This window comes from Psychrobacter pocilloporae (assembly GCF_029872915.1).
In the GTDB taxonomy this organism is placed as follows: Bacteria; Pseudomonadota; Gammaproteobacteria; order Pseudomonadales; family Moraxellaceae; genus Psychrobacter; species Psychrobacter pacificensis.
In genome coordinates, this window is record NZ_PGFT01000001.1 from 297,924 (window position 1) to 318,600 (window position 20,677).

19 protein-coding genes are annotated in these 20,677 nt (G+C 44.7%); 14 read left to right on the forward strand and 5 right to left on the reverse strand.

Going from position 1 to position 20,677, the window contains the following annotated elements:
• Window positions 1–11 precede the first annotated feature (11 nt).
• From pstC to phoU, 4 genes are all read left to right on the forward strand, one after another.
• Window positions 12–965: a phosphate ABC transporter permease subunit PstC gene (gene pstC, locus CUR83_RS01330; protein ID WP_093069746.1), complete on the forward strand. Its 954-nt coding sequence runs from the start codon at window positions 12–14 to the stop codon at window positions 963–965.
• Window positions 966–1,118: 153 nt separating this feature from the next.
• Window positions 1,119–1,931 carry a phosphate ABC transporter permease PstA gene (gene pstA / locus CUR83_RS01335; protein WP_379542906.1) on the forward strand — a complete coding sequence of 271 codons (813 nt, stop codon included), beginning with the start codon at window positions 1,119–1,121 and terminating at the stop codon, window positions 1,929–1,931.
• A gap of 77 nt (window positions 1,932–2,008) precedes the next feature.
• On the forward strand, window positions 2,009–2,929 hold the full coding sequence (pstB, locus tag CUR83_RS01340) for a phosphate ABC transporter ATP-binding protein PstB (protein WP_201587587.1): 921 nt from the start codon (window positions 2,009–2,011) through the stop codon (window positions 2,927–2,929).
• Between the two features lie 100 nt (window positions 2,930–3,029).
• On the forward strand, window positions 3,030–3,812 hold the full coding sequence (gene phoU / locus CUR83_RS01345; protein WP_212564031.1) for a phosphate signaling complex protein PhoU: 783 nt from the start codon (window positions 3,030–3,032) through the stop codon (window positions 3,810–3,812).
• Between the two features lie 83 nt (window positions 3,813–3,895).
• Here phoU and CUR83_RS01350 read toward each other — a convergent pair whose 3' ends face one another.
• The gene (locus tag CUR83_RS01350; RefSeq protein ID WP_058023955.1) at window positions 3,896–4,186 is read right to left on the reverse strand and encodes an oxidative damage protection protein; all 291 of its coding nucleotides are present in this window, start codon (window positions 4,184–4,186) and stop codon (window positions 3,896–3,898) included.
• A gap of 572 nt (window positions 4,187–4,758) precedes the next feature.
• Complete coding sequence (gene argH, locus CUR83_RS01355) at window positions 4,759–6,132, reverse strand: argininosuccinate lyase (protein WP_212564568.1); 1,374 nt, start codon at window positions 6,130–6,132, stop codon at window positions 4,759–4,761.
• A 239-nt stretch (window positions 6,133–6,371) separates the two neighbouring features.
• On the opposite strand from argH, the gene CUR83_RS01360 reads away from it, so the two are divergent.
• The 6 genes from CUR83_RS01360 to CUR83_RS01385 all read left to right on the forward strand — a co-directional run bounded on the left by CUR83_RS01360 (window position 6,372) and on the right by CUR83_RS01385 (window position 12,463).
• Window positions 6,372–7,397, forward strand: coding sequence for a histidine kinase (locus CUR83_RS01360; RefSeq protein WP_284718908.1), 1,026 nt, complete (start codon window positions 6,372–6,374; stop codon window positions 7,395–7,397).
• Window positions 7,398–7,642: 245 nt separating this feature from the next.
• Window positions 7,643–8,380 (forward strand): LytR/AlgR family response regulator transcription factor, encoded by a 738-nt coding sequence (locus CUR83_RS01365; protein ID WP_223334320.1) that lies wholly within the window; start codon window positions 7,643–7,645, stop codon window positions 8,378–8,380.
• A 204-nt stretch (window positions 8,381–8,584) separates the two neighbouring features.
• Entirely contained in the window at window positions 8,585–9,619 is a 1,035-nt protein-coding gene (hemC, locus tag CUR83_RS01370) for a hydroxymethylbilane synthase (protein ID WP_212564029.1), read from the forward strand.
• 95 nt (window positions 9,620–9,714) lie between these two features.
• Entirely contained in the window at window positions 9,715–10,704 is a 990-nt protein-coding gene (locus CUR83_RS01375; RefSeq protein ID WP_186475292.1) for a uroporphyrinogen-III synthase, read from the forward strand.
• Window positions 10,705–10,883: 179 nt separating this feature from the next.
• The gene (locus CUR83_RS01380) at window positions 10,884–11,921 is read left to right on the forward strand and encodes a hypothetical protein (RefSeq protein WP_186475291.1); all 1,038 of its coding nucleotides are present in this window, start codon (window positions 10,884–10,886) and stop codon (window positions 11,919–11,921) included.
• A gap of 53 nt (window positions 11,922–11,974) precedes the next feature.
• The gene (locus tag CUR83_RS01385) at window positions 11,975–12,463 is read left to right on the forward strand and encodes an acyl-CoA thioesterase (protein WP_414706363.1); all 489 of its coding nucleotides are present in this window, start codon (window positions 11,975–11,977) and stop codon (window positions 12,461–12,463) included.
• Between the two features lie 132 nt (window positions 12,464–12,595).
• On the opposite strand, the gene ribBA is transcribed toward CUR83_RS01385, so the two are convergent.
• Both ribBA and CUR83_RS01395 read right to left on the reverse strand, forming a co-directional pair.
• Complete coding sequence (ribBA, locus tag CUR83_RS01390; RefSeq protein ID WP_071002577.1) at window positions 12,596–13,708, reverse strand: bifunctional 3,4-dihydroxy-2-butanone-4-phosphate synthase/GTP cyclohydrolase II; 1,113 nt, start codon at window positions 13,706–13,708, stop codon at window positions 12,596–12,598.
• Between the two features lie 310 nt (window positions 13,709–14,018).
• Entirely contained in the window at window positions 14,019–15,308 is a 1,290-nt protein-coding gene (locus CUR83_RS01395; protein WP_284718909.1) for a replication-associated recombination protein A, read from the reverse strand.
• A 423-nt stretch (window positions 15,309–15,731) separates the two neighbouring features.
• Here CUR83_RS01395 and CUR83_RS01400 point away from each other — a divergent pair, with 423 nt between their 5' ends.
• Both CUR83_RS01400 and CUR83_RS01405 read left to right on the forward strand, forming a co-directional pair.
• Window positions 15,732–16,265 carry a type IV secretion protein Rhs gene (locus CUR83_RS01400; protein WP_093069769.1) on the forward strand — a complete coding sequence of 178 codons (534 nt, stop codon included), beginning with the start codon at window positions 15,732–15,734 and terminating at the stop codon, window positions 16,263–16,265.
• Between the two features lie 84 nt (window positions 16,266–16,349).
• A complete protein-coding gene (locus CUR83_RS01405; protein WP_093069771.1) occupies window positions 16,350–17,246 on the forward strand; it encodes a hypothetical protein in 897 nt (298 codons plus the stop codon).
• A 134-nt stretch (window positions 17,247–17,380) separates the two neighbouring features.
• On the opposite strand, the gene gltA is transcribed toward CUR83_RS01405, so the two are convergent.
• Entirely contained in the window at window positions 17,381–18,661 is a 1,281-nt protein-coding gene (gltA, locus tag CUR83_RS01410; RefSeq protein WP_071002573.1) for a citrate synthase, read from the reverse strand.
• Between the two features lie 1,029 nt (window positions 18,662–19,690).
• On the opposite strand from gltA, the gene sdhC reads away from it, so the two are divergent.
• Window positions 19,691–20,077 carry a succinate dehydrogenase, cytochrome b556 subunit gene (sdhC, locus tag CUR83_RS01415; protein ID WP_083328899.1) on the forward strand — a complete coding sequence of 129 codons (387 nt, stop codon included), beginning with the start codon at window positions 19,691–19,693 and terminating at the stop codon, window positions 20,075–20,077.
• 20 nt (window positions 20,078–20,097) lie between these two features.
• A complete protein-coding gene (sdhD, locus tag CUR83_RS01420; protein ID WP_227511562.1) occupies window positions 20,098–20,484 on the forward strand; it encodes a succinate dehydrogenase, hydrophobic membrane anchor protein in 387 nt (128 codons plus the stop codon).
• Window positions 20,485–20,677: the final 193 nt, after the last annotated feature.

Genomic DNA, 20,677 nt, shown 5'->3' on the forward strand with positions numbered 1-20,677 from the left:
CTGAGACACTTATGACAGACTTAAGGTCCCAACTGGCTAAACAAAAACGTTACGACGCTTTATTTGTCAACTCTACCAAAGCGTTTGCCATACTCGTCCTCCTATCGTTAGGAGGCATTTTGGTGTCTCTGATTGTTGGGGCGTGGCCGAGTATCCAAGAGTTTGGTTTGGGGTTTTATAGCAGTAATAATTGGGATACGGTTGCCAATGAGTACGGGGCACTCGCGCCTATTTATGGCACCTTGGTGACGTCATTTATTGCGATTGTTATCGCTGTACCAGTCAGTTTTGGTATTGCGATATTTTTGACCGAAATGTGTCCAAAGTTCCTCAAAAAACCGCTTGGTATTGCCATTGAGCTGTTGGCAGGTATTCCTTCTATCATTTATGGGATGTGGGGCTTGTTTGTCTTTGCGCCTTTCTTTGGTGAGCACATTCAGCCATGGTTTATTGAGCATGTGGGCCCGCTACCTATCATCGGCAAGCTATTTACAGGCGCACCCATGGGACTAGGGATGTTTACCGCGTCCTTGGTACTTGCCATCATGATTATCCCTTTTATCGCCGCCACCATGCGTGATGTTTTCTCTGTGGTGCCAGATCTACTCAAAGAGTCGGCCTACGGTATGGGTGCGACGACGTGGGAAGTGATGTTCAAGATTATCTTGCCTTATACCAAAGCGGGTGTCGTTGGCGGCGTGATTTTGGGACTGGGTCGTGCGCTCGGTGAGACCATGGCAGTGACTTTCTTGATCGGTAATGCGTTCAATATCAGCCCAAGTCTATTTACTTCTGGTGTGACCATCACCTCAGCATTGGCCAATGAGTTTGCCGAAGCGTCAAGTGAGCTGCATCTAGCGTCTTTACTGCATCTGGGCTTAATCTTGTTTATCATCACCTTCATCGTGCTGTCGCTGGCCAAACTGATGCTCATGCGCATGGATCACAAAGCAGGTAACCGATAAGCCTAAGCATGGTTATTGGATCTCGATTGATATTGATAAAAGATATGGGAAATAAATAGTATGGCTGCTAACAATGCGATGAATGCGCCCATGACCACCAAACCAAGCAGCGTGGGGCGTTACAACAAAAGTCTGTACAACAAACGTCGCTGGATGAATAAGCTGGGTTTGGGGTTTGCCATGACAGCCATGGTGTTTGGCTTATTTTGGTTATCATGGATCTTGGTGACGCTGTTTATTGAAGGCTTCCAAGGTATGGTGCAGCTGCCAATTTTTACCGCTGACACGCCGCCGCCGATGAGCCCAGGTGGTTTGCGCAATGCGATCGTGGGTTCTGCCATGCTGGCGTTTTCAGGATTGTTCATCGGTGCACCCATCGGGCTTATGACTGGCATTTATTTGTCTGAGTTTTCTAGAGGCAGTATGCTTGGCCAAGTGACGCGTTTCTTGAACGATATTTTATTATCGGCACCATCCATTGTCATTGGTCTGTTTATATATGCTTTAATGGTCAAGGGTCAAAATTTCTCTGGTTGGGCAGGCGCATTAGCATTGGCATTGATTGTCATTCCAGTCGTCGTACGTACCACAGAGAATATGCTGAATCTGGTGCCCAATAGCTTGCGCGAAGCGGCTTATGCACTTGGCACACCCAAGTGGAAAATGGTGACGCAAGTGACTATCAAAGCTGCCAAAGCGGGACTGACGACAGGGGTACTTTTGGCTTTTGCTCGTATCACTGGTGAGACGGCGCCATTGCTATTTACCGCCCTCAATAATCAGTATTTCAGTACCGATATGGGTCAGCCAATTGCCAACTTACCCAATACCATCTATCAGTTTGCGATGAGTCCTTATGATAACTGGCACACACTGGCATGGGCAGCCGCGCTACTGATCACAGCGTCGGTCTTGGTATTGAATATTTTGGCAAGATTTATTGGCAATCGCGGTCAGGTCAAATAAAGACAGATATCGCTGCAAAAATACCAAGTATTTACTTATATTTATACGAAATACACTAAGCTAGGTTGGATAATATTATGAATGATGTCGTAAGCAAAGCCCGCACAGAAACAACGGCTGATCGCTTTAACAGTACAACAGACAGCTTGTTAAATAGGACCACGTCTCATAGTGCGCAATCGCAGCAACCCAATACTGCTGACTTCACCAAGCAAAGTATTCATGATATGCCCAAAAACATGCCCAAAGCAAAAATGGAAGTCCGCGATCTTAACTTCTACTACGATGATTTTCAGGCATTAAAAAACATCAATATCGATATCGCAGAAAAGAAAGTAACGGCGTTCATTGGTCCATCAGGTTGCGGCAAATCGACGCTGCTACGTACCTTTAACCGCATGTATGATCTGTATCCAGGAATGCGTGCAGAGGGCGCTATCAACCTTGATGGGCGCAATATTTTGGGCAAAGACATCGATGTCAACTTGCTACGCGCGCAGGTCGGTATGGTATTTCAAAAGCCAACCCCGTTTCCCATGTCGATCTATGACAATGTTGCCTTTGGTGTCAAACTCTATGAGAAGCTCAGCAAAGACGAGCTAGATCATCGCGTGGAGTGGGCACTAAAAAAATCGGCGCTATGGCCAGAAGTGAAAGACAAACTAAAAGCATCCGGCCTGTCGCTATCAGGTGGTCAGCAGCAGCGTCTGTGTATCGCCCGTAGTGTCGCAACCAAGCCTGAAGTATTGCTGCTCGATGAGCCAACGTCTGCGCTTGACCCTATCTCGACGAGCGCTATCGAAGATCTGATAGAAGATCTCAAAAATGACTATACCATCGCCATTGTTACCCACAACATGCAGCAAGCGGCGCGGGTATCAGACTATACCGTCTATATGTATCTAGGCGATATGATCGAGATGGGTGAGACTGATCAGATCTTTACCAAACCTACCCAAACTGCAACAGAAGATTATATTACTGGTCGCTATGGTTAGGGCCGATTAATTAGTACTGAAGAGCTAATACTGAAGTTGGGTCGTTTCACTCAACCAGCATATCGCGCTACTAAAATATAGATTTCAGGGAATACCTCTCATGCAAAGTGATAAGCATATCTCCAAAAGTTTTGACCAAGATCTTGATGAAGCCATCCGTCTGTTTTTGTACATGGGTGATAGTGCTGCCAACCAAGTAGCCAAAGCCATTCATGCACTTATCGATAAAGACGAGACACTGGCTCAAGAGGTCATCGAGATGGATTTTGATATCAACCGCATGGAGGTTGAGCTCGATGAACATATTTTATTGTTGGTTGCTAAGCGTCAACCTGCCGCAGGAGATTTGCGTTTAGTCATGTCGATCAGTAAAGGCGTGGTAGATTTGGAGCGTATTGGTGATGAGGCGGTAAAAATCGCGAAAATGGCAAACAGAATCGCGGCACAAGGCAAATCGTCTTACGGTTATGCTGAGGTACAGCATTTGAGCAATCAGGTAAGACTGATGCTTAACAACGCGCTAGAGGCTTTTAGTCAATCAAATGCTGAGCAGGCGTTTGAAGTCATGCGCAATGACAGTGTGGTCAATAACGAATATCAATCTGCCATTCGCGCGTTGATGACCTATATCATGGAAGACTCAAGACAAGTCTCAAAGGTCATCAATATCATGTGGATTTTGCGCTCGCTTGAACGCATCGGTGATCATGCACAAAACGTGGCCGAGCTGGTCATCAACTATATCAGTGGTCAAGATGTACGCCATTCAGACTACGCCATGGTCGAAAAAGCAGTGCAAGAAGCCAATGATCGTCTGGCTGCTCGTCAAGTGAGCACGATGTCAGTCGAAGACTACGAAGCTTTAGAAAGTAATGACGACTAATAACGCAGGCAAAATAGTCTTCTTACGTAAAAAACGCGCTTACTATAGCGCGTTTTTTATGGGTGTAATGCAGTGGTCTCAGCCTAGCTTTCTGGCGTCCAGCCTTGGGCACGCTCATAATCTTCGTTATCCAAAAACTTATCACGCTGCTCGGTCAAGAATTTTTTGGCTTCAGGATCCATCATGCTCAAATGGTTCTCATTGATGAGCATGGTTTGATGTTCTAGCCACTCTTTCCATGCCTTGTCAGAGACTGTTTCTTGTAGCTCTTGGCCTTTTTTGTTAGGGAAGGGCGGATGCGGCATTTTTGGTAGTTCTTGCTTGTATTTACGGCAAAATACAGTATTGTCTTGGGGATTAAAAGTCTCAGTCATCAGGTGTTCCTTATTTATCATATTAGGGCATGCCATCAATTAGCCCATTAAATCATTTAGCGGTCTTAAAATGGCTAAATCTTGTCAAACATCGTCAAAAACTTTGTGAATATACCGATATTCTCTGCAGTTTTTTCCTTGTTTGACTACCATTTATCTTATTTTAAGCTTCGCCATCTAAATGATAATACGCCCTAGCAGGCAAGTTAAATAATCATATGAGCCTATGATAACGCTCTTGGTCAATTTAGCAAAGGGTATCTCGTGTCTGTTATTAAACAGACACAAATCTATAAGGTGTTATCAGCACGTCTTGCCTTTATTCTGATTTATCGTTTCATATCAGATAGACAAAGAAGGCGCGAAAAAAGGGCGGGTAGCTGATAGTAAGTTATAGTTAATTCAGTTTAAAAGAGATATAAGACAACCGAGCGCAGATGTAACTGTGATACTTCAAGTGAGGCTACGCTATAGCTCTTTTACAGGGGATTGACTATAAATAAAAAACACCCGCATCAATAGCGGGTGTCAGATGTAGCGCGGTCAGTTCACTTATGCTTAAAACGATATGATCAAGCAAAGGCTTTTAAACGAGCGCGGCCATTGATTACGGCTTGCTTGACTTGGTTTGGCGCAGTACCGCCCAGATGGTCACGAGCTGCTAGTGAGCCCTCTAGCGTGAGATAGTCAAAGACATCCTCACCGATGGCATCGCTGAATTGCTGTAGTTGTGCCAAGGATAAGTCACTGAGATCAACGCCTTCTTTAATGCCTAGTGCAACCGCATTACCCACGACTTCATGCGCATCACGGAACGCAACGCCTTGACGGACCAGATAATCGGCTAAGTCAGTGGCAGTAGCATATCCTTTCATTGTCGCAGCACGCATACTTTCTTTGTTTGGGACAATGTTGGGCAGCATATCAGCAAAGGCAAGTAGTGAGCCTGTTAGCGTGTCAACACAATCAAACAAAGGCTCTTTGTCTTCTTGGTTGTCTTTATTGTAGGCGAGTGGCTGGCTTTTCATCAGGCTGAGTAATGTCATTAGCTGACCAAAGACACGTGCCGCTTTACCGCGTACCAATTCTGGCACGTCAGGGTTTTTCTTCTGCGGCATGATTGATGAGCCAGTACAGAAACGATCGGGTATCTGCACAAAGTTAAACTGCGCTGACATCCACAGAATAATCTCTTCACTCATACGTGACATGTGCATCATCAGAATCGAGGCGGCGGAGGTGAACTCAATCGCAAAATCACGATCTGAGACCGCATCGAGCGAATTTTGACAAATACCTTCAAAACCCAATAGCTCAGCGGTGATAGTACGATCAATCGGGAACGTCGTGCCAGCGAGTGCGGCGCTACCAAGGGGCATCTGGTTGATACGGCGACGGGCGTCAACCAAACGTTCGGTATCACGATACAACATCTCAAACCACGCCATTACATGGTGACCAAAGCTGACAGGCTGGGCGGTTTGTAAATGCGTAAAACCAGGCATAATGGTATCGGTATGTTGATCAGCCAGGTCAAGCAAGCCACTTTGTAAGCGTATGAGCAGCTCGATAATATTATCGGTTTCTTCACGTAACCACAAACGAATGTCGGTCGCGACCTGATCGTTACGGCTACGACCCGTGTGTAGTTTTTTGCCAACAGCGCCTATAATATCAGTGAGGCGTGATTCGACATTCATGTGCACGTCTTCGAGGGCGATTGACCAGCTAAACTCACCTGCTTCGATCTCGCGTAATACTTGATGAAGACCGTCGATAATGGTGGCCACTTCATCAGCAGTCAAGATATCGCATTCTTTGAGCATCGTTGCATGGGCAATCGATCCTTGAATATCGTGACGAGCAAAGCGTTGGTCGAAGCCGACAGAGGCGGTAAAGGCAGCCACGAAGCTGTCCGTCGCTTCACTGAAGCGTCCACCCCACATCTGCTGGCCCTGAGCGCTGCTAGGGCTGTTTTGTGCATCTTTGTTTGTTACTGAGACATTCGTGCTAGAATCAGAAGTAAATGAATTTTTACTTGATTCAGGATTACTAAGGTTTGAAGAATTGGCGTTCATATTGGTACAAGACAAGTCAAGAGAGTAAGAACTCAAGTATAGCAAATGATGAGGTTGCCTTACTAGCTACGCGCTTAGAGTTTTTTATTCCAAAACTCATGGAGATCATGAGGCCTTTGCAGTGGCTGACATATATTGCTTTTTGGTCACTGTTTCTCACAGTGATTGAGCGGCATGGTCTGTCCAGTTGGTCGGACTTTATCATCAAGCTTGTTGCGCGAACCATACAAAACGGTTTGACCATTATACCTTCATTATATTTGGTAGATTATCTGCGCCCTGTCTTCAAAAATGCCAGTATTCCTAGTGTTAGTGTGTGTATCGTCATGCTCATGATGTTTGCCGCTACGGTATCTATGGCTTTAGTCGTTTTGGTTTTGATTAATATGGGTTTGATGGAATATGATCGTCAAGCTTTTATGACCAATCTGTTTTTCAATACCGTACTGACGGGCGGTTTTACCATTGTATTTTTATTATACTTTTTGCGTAGCTACCGTGAGCTTAATGCGCTCAAGCTATCGTTTGAATACAAATTGACCGCACAGAATGACTTAATAAAAACTCGCACTGCCCCGCACTTTTTCTTTAATACCATTAACACACTGGTCTCACTCATTGAGTCCAATCCGTCAAAAGCCTCTGCTTTGTTACAAAACGTTTCGGTCTTATATCGTGCCAGTTTTAGCGGCGTACGTGAGATTAGCTTTGAAGAAGAAGTTGCGTTGTGTGAGCATTATCTAGCAATCGAGTCTAGCCGTTTGGCAGACAAACTCGAGGTCCATTGGGATTTGCCTGATGAGGATATTATGTATGATATGGTGATTACGGCGTTAACCTTACAAAGCGTACTGGAGAAAATGCTACTCAACGTGGTTGAGATGACCACTGAAACCATCCATTTTAATATTAAAGTCACTTGGGAGCAGCACAGAGTAGCTATTCAGATCGACGTGGAACTTCCTACAAAGACCTTAATCATTAACCATGATTTGCGTCAGCATATGGATTTTTATATTCAAGCGGATCGATTACGTGCGTACTTTGGTCAAAGTGCTGATATCCAAAGCACAGTGACTGGTAACCACATCACTACCATTATTGACTATCCCTTACAAGACGTCAGTTTATAATCTTTCCTCTTTTACCGTTTTTTATGATGTTCTCAGACACTATATTCTTATTATAAGATGTTGTGGCATATTTATTGCATCGTCTTTTATATCTATATGGTTATTGCGATTTTTATTTGGCAATTATTGACAATGAGTGGTTACTATCAAAAATATGATGCAGAAAATTTCACCATATTGAACTGACCAGTACATTCGTCATACCATCGAAACATATTCAGTAGAGTTTGGGGGTGGGAGTTTACATGCGTATTGTAGTTTGTGATGATGAGCCTTTAGCGCGTGAGCGTTTGGTCAGAATCGTACAGGAGTCAGGTCATGAGGTGGTTGCTCAAGCTACCACAGGGGCAGAAGCAATTGTCGCCGTAAAAACTCAGCAGCCTGACATTATATTATTAGACATTCGTATGCCTGAGATGGATGGGGTGCGCTGTGCCCAAGAGCTGGACAAACTTGATCATCCACCAGCCATTATATTTGTCACCGCTTACGATCATTATGCGATAGCGGCACTAAAAGCCAATGCAATCGGTTATCTGTTGAAACCGGCAAATAAAGACGAGCTATTAGAAGCACTGAACAAAGCAAAAAACCTAAACGCGGCGCAATTGAACGAAATTCGCAAGCTTGCAAATCCAACGGCGCGTCCGATACGCGAGCATATTGCTGCTCGTACCCATCGCGGGGTCGAATTGATTAAGCTCAAAGATATCTATTATTTTGCGGCAGATCAAAAATACGTCAAAGTACGTCACAAAGATGGCATTGTATTGATTGATGAGACCCTAAAAGAGCTAGAGCGAGAGTTTGACGATCGTTTGTTCCGTGTGCATCGCAACGCTATTATCAATCTGAATTTTTTAGACTTTTTAGAAACCCTAGACGCTGGACAATATCAGATACGTTTTAAAGGAATCGATGAGACGTTGGCCGTGAGTCGTCGTCATCTGCCAGCCTTACGTGACAAAATTCAAAGCATGTAATAGGATGTTTTCAGAGCGACATAATCATCCCATATCATCAAACCCTTATTTATGCTTAAATAGGGGTATTTTTTTGCGCCAGCATTTACTATCTCTGATGTGAGTCGACCATTTTTTGTGGCAAGTTTTCCTAATCGCTTAGCAGCAACTTAGCACTGACATTGTAGCATTTAGATTATAGTACCGAATTTATTGAGGCCCTTTATGAGCAATCTGCAGCAACCTGCTTTGACTACCTTAACCATCGCCACGCGACAGAGTCCTTTGGCTCTATGGCAAGCGGAGCATATTCGTGATCGCTTACTGGCGCTCTATCCTGAGTTGACAATTGAGTTACTAAAAATTGTCACTAAGGGTGACAAGATTTTGGACACACCTTTGGCCAAAATTGGCGGTAAGGGTTTATTTGTCAAAGAGCTTGAGCAAGCATTGTATAACAAGCAAGCAGATATTGCGGTACATTCGCTAAAGGACGTACCGATGCAGATGCCTGAAGGCTTGACACTAGGTGTCTATTGCAAGCGTGCTTCACCAACTGATGCTTTTGTCTCAAATACTTATAATAGTATTGATGAATTGCCGCAAGGTGCAGTTGTTGGGACGTCAAGTTTGCGCCGTCAGTGTCAGATCAAAGCCTACCGCCCAGATCTACAGATCAAAACCTTGCGCGGCAATGTTGGTACGCGTTTAGGCAAGCTAGATGCAGGCGAGTATGATGCCATTATTTTGGCGACCAGTGGCTTGCAGCGTATCGAATTAGATGAGCGCATTCGCGGACAGCTAGATATTGATGCCTGTTTGCCTGCCGTTGGTCAAGGTGCGTTAGCCATTGAATGCCGTGAAGGTGATGACGAGGTGTTGAAATTACTAGCGCCATTGAACGATGATAAAGCGCGTATTCGCCTTATCGCTGAGCGTGCGCTTAACCGTCACTTGGAGGGTGGCTGCCAAGTCCCGATTGCAGCCTATGCTGTCTTGCAAATGGCTGATGAAACCAGTGCGAATAACGATGACAATGGTGAAAACGGCAACAACGATAACGGTAATGTACTGTGGCTCCGTGGTCGTGTGGGTCAGGCGGATGGCAGTAAATTGCTAAAAGCAGAAAAGCGAGTGACATTGGTTGGTACACAAGACGAGCAAGAGTCGCAGGCAAATCAGCTCGGTATTGATGTTGCCAATATACTACTTGCTGATGGTGCAGGGGCTATCTTGTCAGCGATTTATCACGCTGAGTAGCGTATTCACTTTGTCATACTGAGTCATTGATCCACATATCCACTGTTTGGTCGATGATTCAGTCCATTCTACAAGCCTTTTGTCGTGGTACATCTATGTCATCAACGTCAACTAAAGCTAGGTCTACTCATAAAAATCAATCCACTGATGGGTCGGTGCCAAAAATTGTCATCAATACGCGGCCGATAGCACGCGCTGCGCCATTGACGAATCATTTGCGAGCAGCAGGGTTCACGGTGGTTGAGATACCGATGTTGACGTTGCAGCCGCGCCCAACGACTGGCGATGACCTAGCATTAATGCGTGCGTGGCTAGCAGGTGAATATAAGGCTCTGGTCATCATAAGCCCAACGGCGGCCACTTCTGGGTTGAATGTTTGGCAGTCGCTTGTGTACAGTGAGCATGACGATAGTAGTTATGCGCAACTGGACAATAAAGCAGCCAACATAGCTTCTGAAGCTTTGGTAGCCCCAAGTCAAATCATTGCAGTGGGTCAAGCAACCGCTACGGCATTGACTCAAGCCAATATAGACTCGGCAAACTACCAAGTACGACAGCCTGAAGTTGCCAATAATGAAGGTATGCTAGCAATGCCTGAGATAGAGCGTTTACAGGCGGGTGATAAGCTTTTGATATGGCGCGGACTGGGCGGGCGACGATTATTGGTCGATACTTTACAAGCACGCGGTGTACATGTCGATAGTATTGCGTGGTATAAGCGTACAATGCCTACCGAGGCAATGACTCAGTATCAGCAGTGGCAAAAAGATTTTTTTGTATGTAATCAAACGACAAATACAACACCAAAGCAAGCAAAACCTATCGTCGTCGTGAGTAGTGGCGTTGCTTTTGAGCATTGGACGAGCATCGTCCAAGGTGCAAGAGAAAGAATGTCAGAACCAAAACGTAGTAATGACATAATGACTGATGGAAGAGATAATTTGCCACTCACGCTAGCGGACTTTTCTTATGTCGTATTGGGTGAGCGCTTAGCAAATATGGTTGCAGCGCAGCGCTTGAGCTATTGGCGTGTAGAGGATTTGGCGCCAGACACCATTCTTTCAGCCATCACTACCAATACTTAGGGCGTGTCTCTATTTTAAAAATGGTGATAAAAATGAGATAAATCACAGGCAAACAGCGGCAAAGATTTAGCCATTTTTAGTCCATTTAGTGACAAACGTTTGAATTGGGGACATGCCCTAATTTTATAATTTCTATTTGATTTAAATATGTTTATACCTACCCATCACGGTACTGTCTTATGCCAATGAATTCTGAGTCTTTATCTAAGGATCCTTCTGCTATACAGCAGCGTCGGCAAGCAAATATCTTGCTGCTGCGGATGCAGTGGTTGGTCATTTTGCTGCTTATCGCGGCATTACTCTGGCTCTATATTAGTCAGCAGCGTTTTCAGCACAGTGTCAATGAGCGGTTGCAGAGCAATGAGCAGGTTGTCAGTCGTCTAAATGAGATGGACGATCGTTTATTTGCCATGAGTCAGCAGACATTGCCAGAGCCTAGAATCAAAGCCAGTAGCCAAGCGCAAAATCAGCTGGATTTACTACGTATTCAAATAAAAGCCGCTGACAGATTGCTAGCAGACAACAATGATAGTGCCGCGATCGAGTTGTTGCGAGGTTTGCATTGGCAATTGGCACAAAGCAGCAACGAGATTGCACCTGCATTGACCGTCGTAATCAAGCAAAGTTTGCTTAAAGACATCGAGCGATTACAAGCGCAAAGCTCACAACCTAGCCCATGGCAAATACAAAATCTTGCGATTCAAAACATCCAAGAGTTTTTGCACAGTCATGAGCGCCTTGGGAGTTACGAGGGTACTGATATCCAGCGCCGAGAGCTAGTTGATGCTGCAACTGAGGGTGACCAAAAGCGTGCAGTAGCGAACCCGCCTGCTCAAACGTCAGTGCGTAACGATATGACATTAACGCGTAGACAACTGACGATTCATGAAGTCATCATGACGTTGAATTTGGCGAGCCAAGCGAGCAATATGCGCGAGCAGGATCAACTGATCAATTATTTGACCCAAGCGCGCAAACAGCTAAAAACCTTACTACCTAAATCATCGGTTAGCAATGGCAAAAACTCCGCGCAAGTTGGCGCCATTGGCATTGCTCCATCCGACAAAAAGCCAAAGGGTACGGACAACAACCTAGAGACCATGCAGTCGCCAAATGATATACCAGAGGTCATTGCCTGGCTTGACCAACTGATTGTCAATGCTCCTAAGCCAACACCCTTGTTAACCACACAGATTTTGGATAAGCCACAACCTTAATCGATACGGTTCGAAACAGCTATATATAGACAACATGAGACACAAGGTAAGTTATGACCAATATGAGTGAAAAGCCAGATTTTATGTCTGAGGTAGCAATTGATCGACCTGAAGTACTGGCGCATTACCCAGTGATTCATTATCAGCCGATTCATTGGGGTGAGATGGATGCCTTTAACCATTTAAATAACGTGGTGTATTATCGTTATTCTGAGTCAGCGCGCATTGGTTATTTGCACGCGTTAGATATGTTCGATGGCAGTATGGTCACCGTCTTGGCACAGTCGAGCTGCCAGTATTTGCACCCAGTGACCTATCCTGATACTTTGTTATTGGGGGTTCGCTGTAAGCGTCTGGGCAATACCAGTATTGCGATGGAATATAGCTACTATAGTACAGCACAAAACAAAATCGTTGCGACCGCTGATGCCGTCGTAGTGCGTCTCGATAGTGATGGGAAAGGTAAGTTACCGTGGACAGCAGAAGAACGTGCGCGCTTACTGGCACTAGAGGCAAAATTTGGTCATACCCCTGAATATTAGAATAGGCTTTAGCTGCGTTGATGACCTATCTCGGATAGTGTTATATAACCATCAAAAATAAAAAAGGCACGCTAACATTATCGTAGCGTGCCTTTTTTCATGACTTTTCTCAGGCCATTTTCCAAGTAGATTTTAGCTCTCTTGCGGTGCGTGCACAAAATCCACCACATTGAGATCAAAACCTGATAATGCATAAAACTTCATGGGCGATGACAGTAGACGCATATCACGGACGCCTAAATGACGTAATATCTGTGCACCAACGCCGATACTGCGATAAGGCTGCTGGGTGATGGTCGATTGTGACTCATTGTCCAAGGCTTTATCTAATGCATCCCCTAGATCGACCGGTTGATGATTGCCGACCCAAACCAACACACCGCGCTCTGAGGCGCTAATCTCTTCTAGCGCTGATTGGACGCTCCAGCCACTACGACCAGTCATATCATTTTTGGCGGCAAATAAATCACGCAGTGGGTGGAAACCGTGGACACGTACGGTACTCACGCCTTCGCTCACATCTCCTTTTACCAAGGCGATATGAGTTTCTTCAGCGCCGAACTCGCGGAAACGGTGCAAGGTAAAAGTGCCATGTTCTGTTTCAAAAGGACGAGTTTCGATTTCCTCTACCGTTTGCTCATTGGCGATGCGGTAGTTGATGAGATCAGCAATGGTGCCCATCTTGATGTTATGCTCTTTGGCAAATATCTCAAGATCATCGCGACGTGCCATGGTGCCATCAGCGTTGATGATTTCTACAATCACCGCAGCAGGCTCCAATCCCGCTAGGCGAGCCAAGTCGCACCCTGCTTCTGTGTGGCCTGCACGGTGTAGAACGCCGCCGTTTTGTGCCATGATAGGGAAAATATGCCCAGGCTGCACGATGTCTTCTGGTTTGGCTGCCGAAGATACAGCGGCTTGAATGGTGCGCGCGCGGTCAGCCGCTGAGATACCTGTGGTCACGCCTTCAGCCGCCTCAATCGATACTGTAAAGTTGGTGCTAAATTTTGCCTCGTTGCGATCTGACATCAGCGGCAATGCCAATTGCTGGCAACGCGCTTGTGATAGCGTCAGACACACCAAGCCGCGCGCGTGGGTAATCATAAAGTTAATGTCTTCAGGACGAACATGGGTCGCCGCCATGATGATATCGCCTTCGTTTTCGCGGTCTTCATCATCCATCAAGATGACCATTTTTCCAGCACGAATGTCTTCGATAATCTCAGGAATCGTATTTAAACTCATAGTAAATCTCAATATTTTATTATTAATAAATATGTGTGGTTTGTAATATAAAGGGTTGTCGGCTCATTGTAGCAGTAGTTGGTAACACGTGCTGTTGCCGTTGAGCAAATCGTTTGATCATCGTAGCAACCAAATATGAAAATGTTTCATGATTCTTATTCATCATGACGATAGGTATTTTAACGGTTTTTGCCTCAGCGTGCTGACCCAAAGCTGAACTATAACGCTTAGTCTTTTAAAAACAGGGTTCAGTTTTACCAATAGTATATGCAACTAACTTTCAAACCTTTTGATCCAGTGGGTCAATAGATCAGTCGTTACTGGCCGCTTGGCTTTTTAGCCACGCCATAAACTGCTTGCTATGCTGTTCTCGCTGGTTATCGGCAAACTCATAAAAGCTCGTGCCTGCTAAGTTTTCTGGCAAATAGCTTTGAGGGTAGTAGTGATTGGGATAATCATGCGGGTAAGCATACCCTTGACCATAGCCTTGATTGCGCATCAGTTTGGTCACGCCATTACGTAGATGTAGTGGTACTGGCGAGGCGTCTTTTTCTGCCAACGCCATCGCTGCATTGATCGCTTTATACGTGCTGTTACTCTTTGCACTGGTGGCTAAATAGACCACCACTTGCCCTAGGATAATACGCGCTTCTGGCATACCGATGGATTGCACACTGCGCAGGGCTGCATCAGCGAGGAGTAGGGCGTTTGGGTTGGCATTGCCGATATCTTCACTGGCTAAGATTACCAATCTGCGCGCGATAAAATCGGCAGGCTCACCGCCAACGAGCATTCGCGCCATCCAGTACAGCGCCGCGTCAGGGTCGGAGCCGCGCACTGATTTGATCATGGCTGAGATAATATCGTAATGTTGCTCGCCATCTTTGTCATAACGTACCAACGCAGTCTGCGCCACTCGGCTGACCAGTTCGTCATCGATGACAATCGGTGATTGCTTGGCATCCGCCGTTTGTATAGCCAGCTCTAGTAGATTAAGCGCCTTTCTGGCATCGCCATGCGCCAGTTTGCTAATGGTGTCTTGTGCCTGCAAGTCGATGGTGAGCTTTTTGAGTACATGGTCCTCCAAGAGTGCCCGCTGTAATACCGCACTGATTTGCTCAGGCGTTAATGGCTCTAAACGATACACTTGGCAACGTGATAAGAGCGCGTTATTCACACTAAACGACGGATTCTCTGTCGTGGCGCCGATTAGGGTGATATCACCAGACTCTACCGCGCCCAATAATGCATCTTGCTGCGCCTTATTAAACCGATGAATCTCATCGATAAAGACCACTGGTGACTCAAATGCCAGTGAGTCTTTACTATCCAATACCTCGCGTAACTGCTTAACCCCAGTATTCAATGCAGAAAGCGCATGGAAAGGTCGATTGACCGCATCCGCCAATAGCATTGCGATGGTCGTCTTACCGATACCTGCTTCGCCGTGCAAAATAATAGAGGGCAGATGCCCTTGTTCGACCAAACGCCGTAAAGGTGCGCCAGTGGCCAAAAGATGCTCTTGGCCAATAATAGCCGCGAGAGAAGCAGGGCGCATACGCTGAGCAAGAGGGGTGTCGGCATGAAAGTTAGGCGGCATAAGGTTCTCTATTGAAAAATTAAAAAACGGTCTATTGGCTAAAGTGGCGGCCATTGAGAGATTTTATAGTAAAATCTAAATAACGACATACTCGTCTATAGTTATCATTTCTATTGAAGTGAAAAGCGTTTGTTTGCTTGGCATGATTCTCGCAGCAACTTTACTATGACAATGAGTAAATGAGTATTAGACATCAGCAGTCAAAGTAGGCTAATTTATAAGTAGGGTACTTGCTATAAACAATACACGCTAGGCTAACGCAAAAACATGTTAATGAAAGCTAACGAAGCGTATAGCTTATGTCCCCAGCACTTTATTTTTAATCATTCATCCTTACTAACGGTTCAATGGTAACGATCAGAATGGTTGACCAAACACCATTTATTATCACTGCCCTAACAAATATAAGGTATTACATTGACGATGTCTGGACAACCTCTCAAGCGTTTGTTGAATCGATATTCACGCAGCAGCGTAAAAAAGCAGCAGTCGCGTTGTCTGACAATTGGCGAGATAGCACTGGCACGCTCAGTGTTCGGTGACAGTATCAGATTAGATGAAGTGCGACTAAAAACCACTTGGTGGGTTCTCAAAAGTTATGCGGTGAGTCCGAATGGTCATATTTACTTTAATCCAGCCGATTGGATCACAGATTTTAGTGTGGCCTCGTTGGGCAAGCAAAGCTGGCTCATCCATGAGCTCACCCATGTGTGGCAGTTACAGCAAGGCTTGAAAGTGGTACGCGGTGCCCTTATCGATCGGCGATATGATTATGTGCTAGAGACGGGTAAGTCCTTTTTTAAATACGGTATCGAGCAGCAGGCGCGAATGGTTCAAGATTATTTTGTGCGCCGTCAAAAAGGACAGGATTGTCAGGATTTAGAAGCCTGTATACCATTTTTGACAGTAAACGCCATGACTGACAAAAAACGCGCCAACAGCAATTTTACTATTTAAACTGCCTCATAGTAAGCGAAAAGCCTACGTGCATCACCATTTTAGCTTTTTATATTTTAGCCTTATTAAAGGATATTTACGCTTATGTTTCGACTTTTGCCAGTAAAGCCTAATGTTGATACTTCTGCTAGCTCAGCTCTGGCCGCAGTAGCGCTAACGGGCGTGCTATTTCTGACCGGCTGTCAGCAGCAAGCTGACGCACCGCCTGTACCAGATGAGGCTCAGACAACTGAAAAAACAAGTGAGGAAGACAGTCAACCTATGCAGCAAAGTGATTCTGCTGCGGCGCGTATAGAGCAGTTTCAGCCTATATACGTTGCGCAAGCGCAAGGGCTACAGCGTCGACTACAAGCAGAGTATGAGTCACTGGAAGCGGCAGATACTTCAGATAGCGAAGAGTCGCTATTACTCAATGGAGCGACTAACGATTCAGCTACTCTTACAGAAAATGCGAATAGCGCCAATTCCGAACCATTACCAGCTGATAGTCCAGTAGAAGCTAACGCTACCAGTGAGGAAGGTTCGGATGCAGAGATGAATACAAGTACGGAAGTTGGAGAGCGTGACTTAACGGTATTAAAACGTATTAGCCTTGAGCCGCGCAAACCGATTATATTGACGGAAGAGCAGATCATCGAGCGATATCAGCAAACGATGGCAGCGTTATATCAGCCTGTGACCACGCCCCTTAGTGCAGAAGATGCGGATACGCTAATCAACATAGCGACCTTAGTTCCTCAGTTATTTGAGCATGCAGAGATTGCAGGAAGGGTCAGTGCAAAAAGCCCTGCGCTGGCTCGGTTGATTATTCAGCACCAAGTATGGGAGCAAATAGAAGCGCAGCAAGTGGTTGATATGCAGCAAATGAAGCAACAACAGCAGCAAGAATTTGAAACGCTCATGGCCAAATTCAACGATACGATTAAAGGATATGACGAGCAGATTGCTAAATATGAGCAGACGTTAAAAGAGTTTCAATAACGGTTTAAATGATACACATAGTAACGAGTTTGCCAATAATTGGATGAAGTATATCCAATAGTATCTATCCCATCATAGCAATAAAAAATCCCGCACGATGGCGGGATTTTTTATTGTAAAGATACTATTTTTGCTTACTTACGGTCTTCAACCTTGACAAAGTCACGGCGCGTTTCACCAGTATATAACTGACGTGGACGACCGATCTTGTATGGGGCGCTGTGCATCTCTAACAAATGGCTGATCCAACCTGAAGTACGAGCCAGTGCAAAGATTACCGTAAACATTGATGTTGGGATACCGATGGCTTTTAAGATAATACCAGAGTAAAAATCAACGTTTGGATATAGGTTACGCTCGATGAAGAACGGGTCTTCTAGTGCAATTTTTTCGAGTGCCATTGCCAATTCAAGTTTAGGATCGTTGACACCAAGTGCTTCTAATACTTCATCACAAGTCTCTTTCATGACTTTCGCACGTGGATCGAAGTTTTTGTAGACACGGTGACCAAAGCCCATTAGCTTCACTTCACGGCTTTTCACTTTTTCCATAAATGCTGGCACGTTTTCAACCGTACCGATTTCATCAAGCATTTCTAGTACAGCTTCGTTGGCGCCGCCATGCGATGGACCCCAAAGAGCTGCGATACCAGCAGCGATACAGGCATAAGGGTTGGCACCCGTTGAGCCGGCTAGGCGCACAGTAGAAGTCGAGGCGTTTTGCTCGTGGTCTGCGTGCAAGGTGAAGATTTTGTCCATGGCGCGGGTGACGACGTCGTTTGGCTCATAGTCCACATCAGCAGGAGTCGCAAACATCATGTACAAGAAGTTCTCAGCGTAGCTAAAGTCGTTACGTGGATACATGAACGGTTCGCCCTGCGAGTATTTATAGCTCATCGCCGCAAGCGTAGGCATCTTAGCAATCAAACGAATAGCTGTGATTTCACGATGCTCTTCGTTGCTTAGGTCTAGGTTGTCATGATAGAACGCTGATAACGCACCAACGACACCAACCATAATGGCCATTGGATGCGCGTCACGGCGGAAACCTTCAAAGAATTTACGCAATTGATCATGAACAGCGGTATGTTCACGAATTTTTTCAAAGAAATCTGCCTTTTGCTCAGCGTTAGGTAGCTCGCCATTTAGCAACGCATATGCCACTTCTAGATATTCAGCATGGTTTGCTAACTCGTCGATAGGGTAGCCGCGGTGTAATAATTCGCCTTTGCCACCATCGATATAAGTAATTTTTGATTCAACGGGAGCAGTTACTTTAAAACCAGGGTCATAAGACCAAAATCCTGATTCTTGCAAAGCAGCAACATCGATAACTGGGCGCCCTAAAGTACCTTCAATAATAGGAAGTTCGTATTCTTCACCATTCACGGTTAGTTTGGCATTAGTGTCAGCCATAAATTGCTCTCCATTGTTTTTGATTCGTTAGAATAAAATTACTACAGACGCATACCTCACGTCGTTATCTGTCAAACGGCAAAATCCGTTTCACTCATTTAATACGCAAGGTATATTAGCAGCAATTACTTGTGATTTGAAAAAACTTTTATTGACCGTGGGTCTAATTGGCACGGTCTAGCGGTGGTTGTTCGCTGTAATTTTTGTATCAAAATATGTCTGATTGGTTATTTTGCGCTAAACTTTCTGTTTATTAAACATATTTACAACGTCAATATTGACGTTATATTTTGGGGTTTGTCGCAAAAACGCAGCAGGATTTTCGCAAAAAACGAGGCTAAAAACAGACAGGGCATGAGCAGTAGACAAGTTAAGTGTCGAGCATAATTGTCAGAGGTAAGCGTTTTCCACATTCAGTATTGCATATATCTATTCGTTTGTTAATTAAGTGTGTGACTTTATTACTTTAGGGATAAATTTGTAATTATCGCCCAGTCATTTTATAATTGCAGGAATTGACTGGCACTAGCTTTGTGCGAATTGATAAGTGGTCATGATATAGTGTCGCCTAGAGCTTACTTTATACATGCTTATTTACGATTGTCTGGTATTTTGATAAACCAAACCGAATTCTGTGGTTTAAATGTTCTTGTTAACTGCTCTATTTTTAGATGCTCAGCACCAGTATTTAGTGCTCAGTACAAGGTTTATTTTGATAGAGAAGACATATTAACGTTGTCTGGCTATTCATACGACCAATAAAAATAGACTGGTTAGTCGATCTTACTCATGTTTATTTTCTTTGTTGTATAATAGATAGGTTGTTTTGTAGGCCTGTCAGCTCGACAAGCGACACTAAACAGCTTATCAATACCTTATATACATGATTCTTTCTTCATATTTAGCACAAACTAAAAGAAGTCAGCTAGCTCTTCCTTACTTTATTCGTCTCGTGTGTTGCTCGATGCTCAACTGACACTATTTTTGTCAAGCGTTGATAGCAGATACAGGAGTATAACCGCAAAAAGGATGCCCGCTGTGAAAAGCAACCGACCTATTGATCTGCCTTTAAGCCAAGTGATTAGCGTTAATCGCTCACCGATCGCAATCGCCTCTATTTTGCATCGTATCTCTGGCATTATTTTATTCTTATTAATTCCTGTAATGCTGTGGCTATTACAGAACTCATTGGCGTCGCCTGAGAGTTTTGAGACCGTATTTGACAACGTACTTGTGCGCTTTTTGGCATGGATATTTGTTGCCGCCATCGCATATCACTTCGTGATGGGTATCAAACATTTATTTGCTGATATGGGCATGAACGAAGAGCTAAAATCTGGCCGCGCTGCCTCTATGGTCAGTTTTGTAATTGCAGCGATTTTAGTTGTCGCGTCATTTATATGGGTGATGTTCTAATGATTAAAAATGATTCAGGAATCAAAAGTGCTACTGGTCTGACAGGTTCAGGCTCACGCGATTGGATTATTCAGCGTATTAGTGCTGTTGTTTTAGCCGTTTATAGTGTGGTGTTGCTGGGCTTCTTTTTGACCCACGGCGATGTCACGTATCTTGAGTGGTCATCATTCATGACTAGCCTGCCAATGCGTTTATTCAGCTTAGTTGCTGTACTTGCATTAGCTGGCCATGCTTGGGTGGGAATGTGGACAGTATTTACTGACTATATTACGACAGGCAAACTGGGCTCAAGCGCAGCAGGTTTACGTTTAGTGCTACAGTCATTGATGATTATCGCTATTTTAGTATTTCTATTTTGGGGAATCATGATTTTTTGGGGTAACGGCTTTAGTGTCGTTGCTGTTTAATGATTGAGTGACCAGCTTTAGTATTGATATAAGCATCTATATATAACGGATGCGCGCAGCTGGTATGTCAGCTGATAAAGTAGTTTAAAAGTATCCGTTGATAGCCAAAAATAGTCATAGCATTGGACCAACAGCGCCCACTATTTAGATTGTCGCTGAATGAGCAACAAGGTTGAGCAGGTTTGGTTCAGTA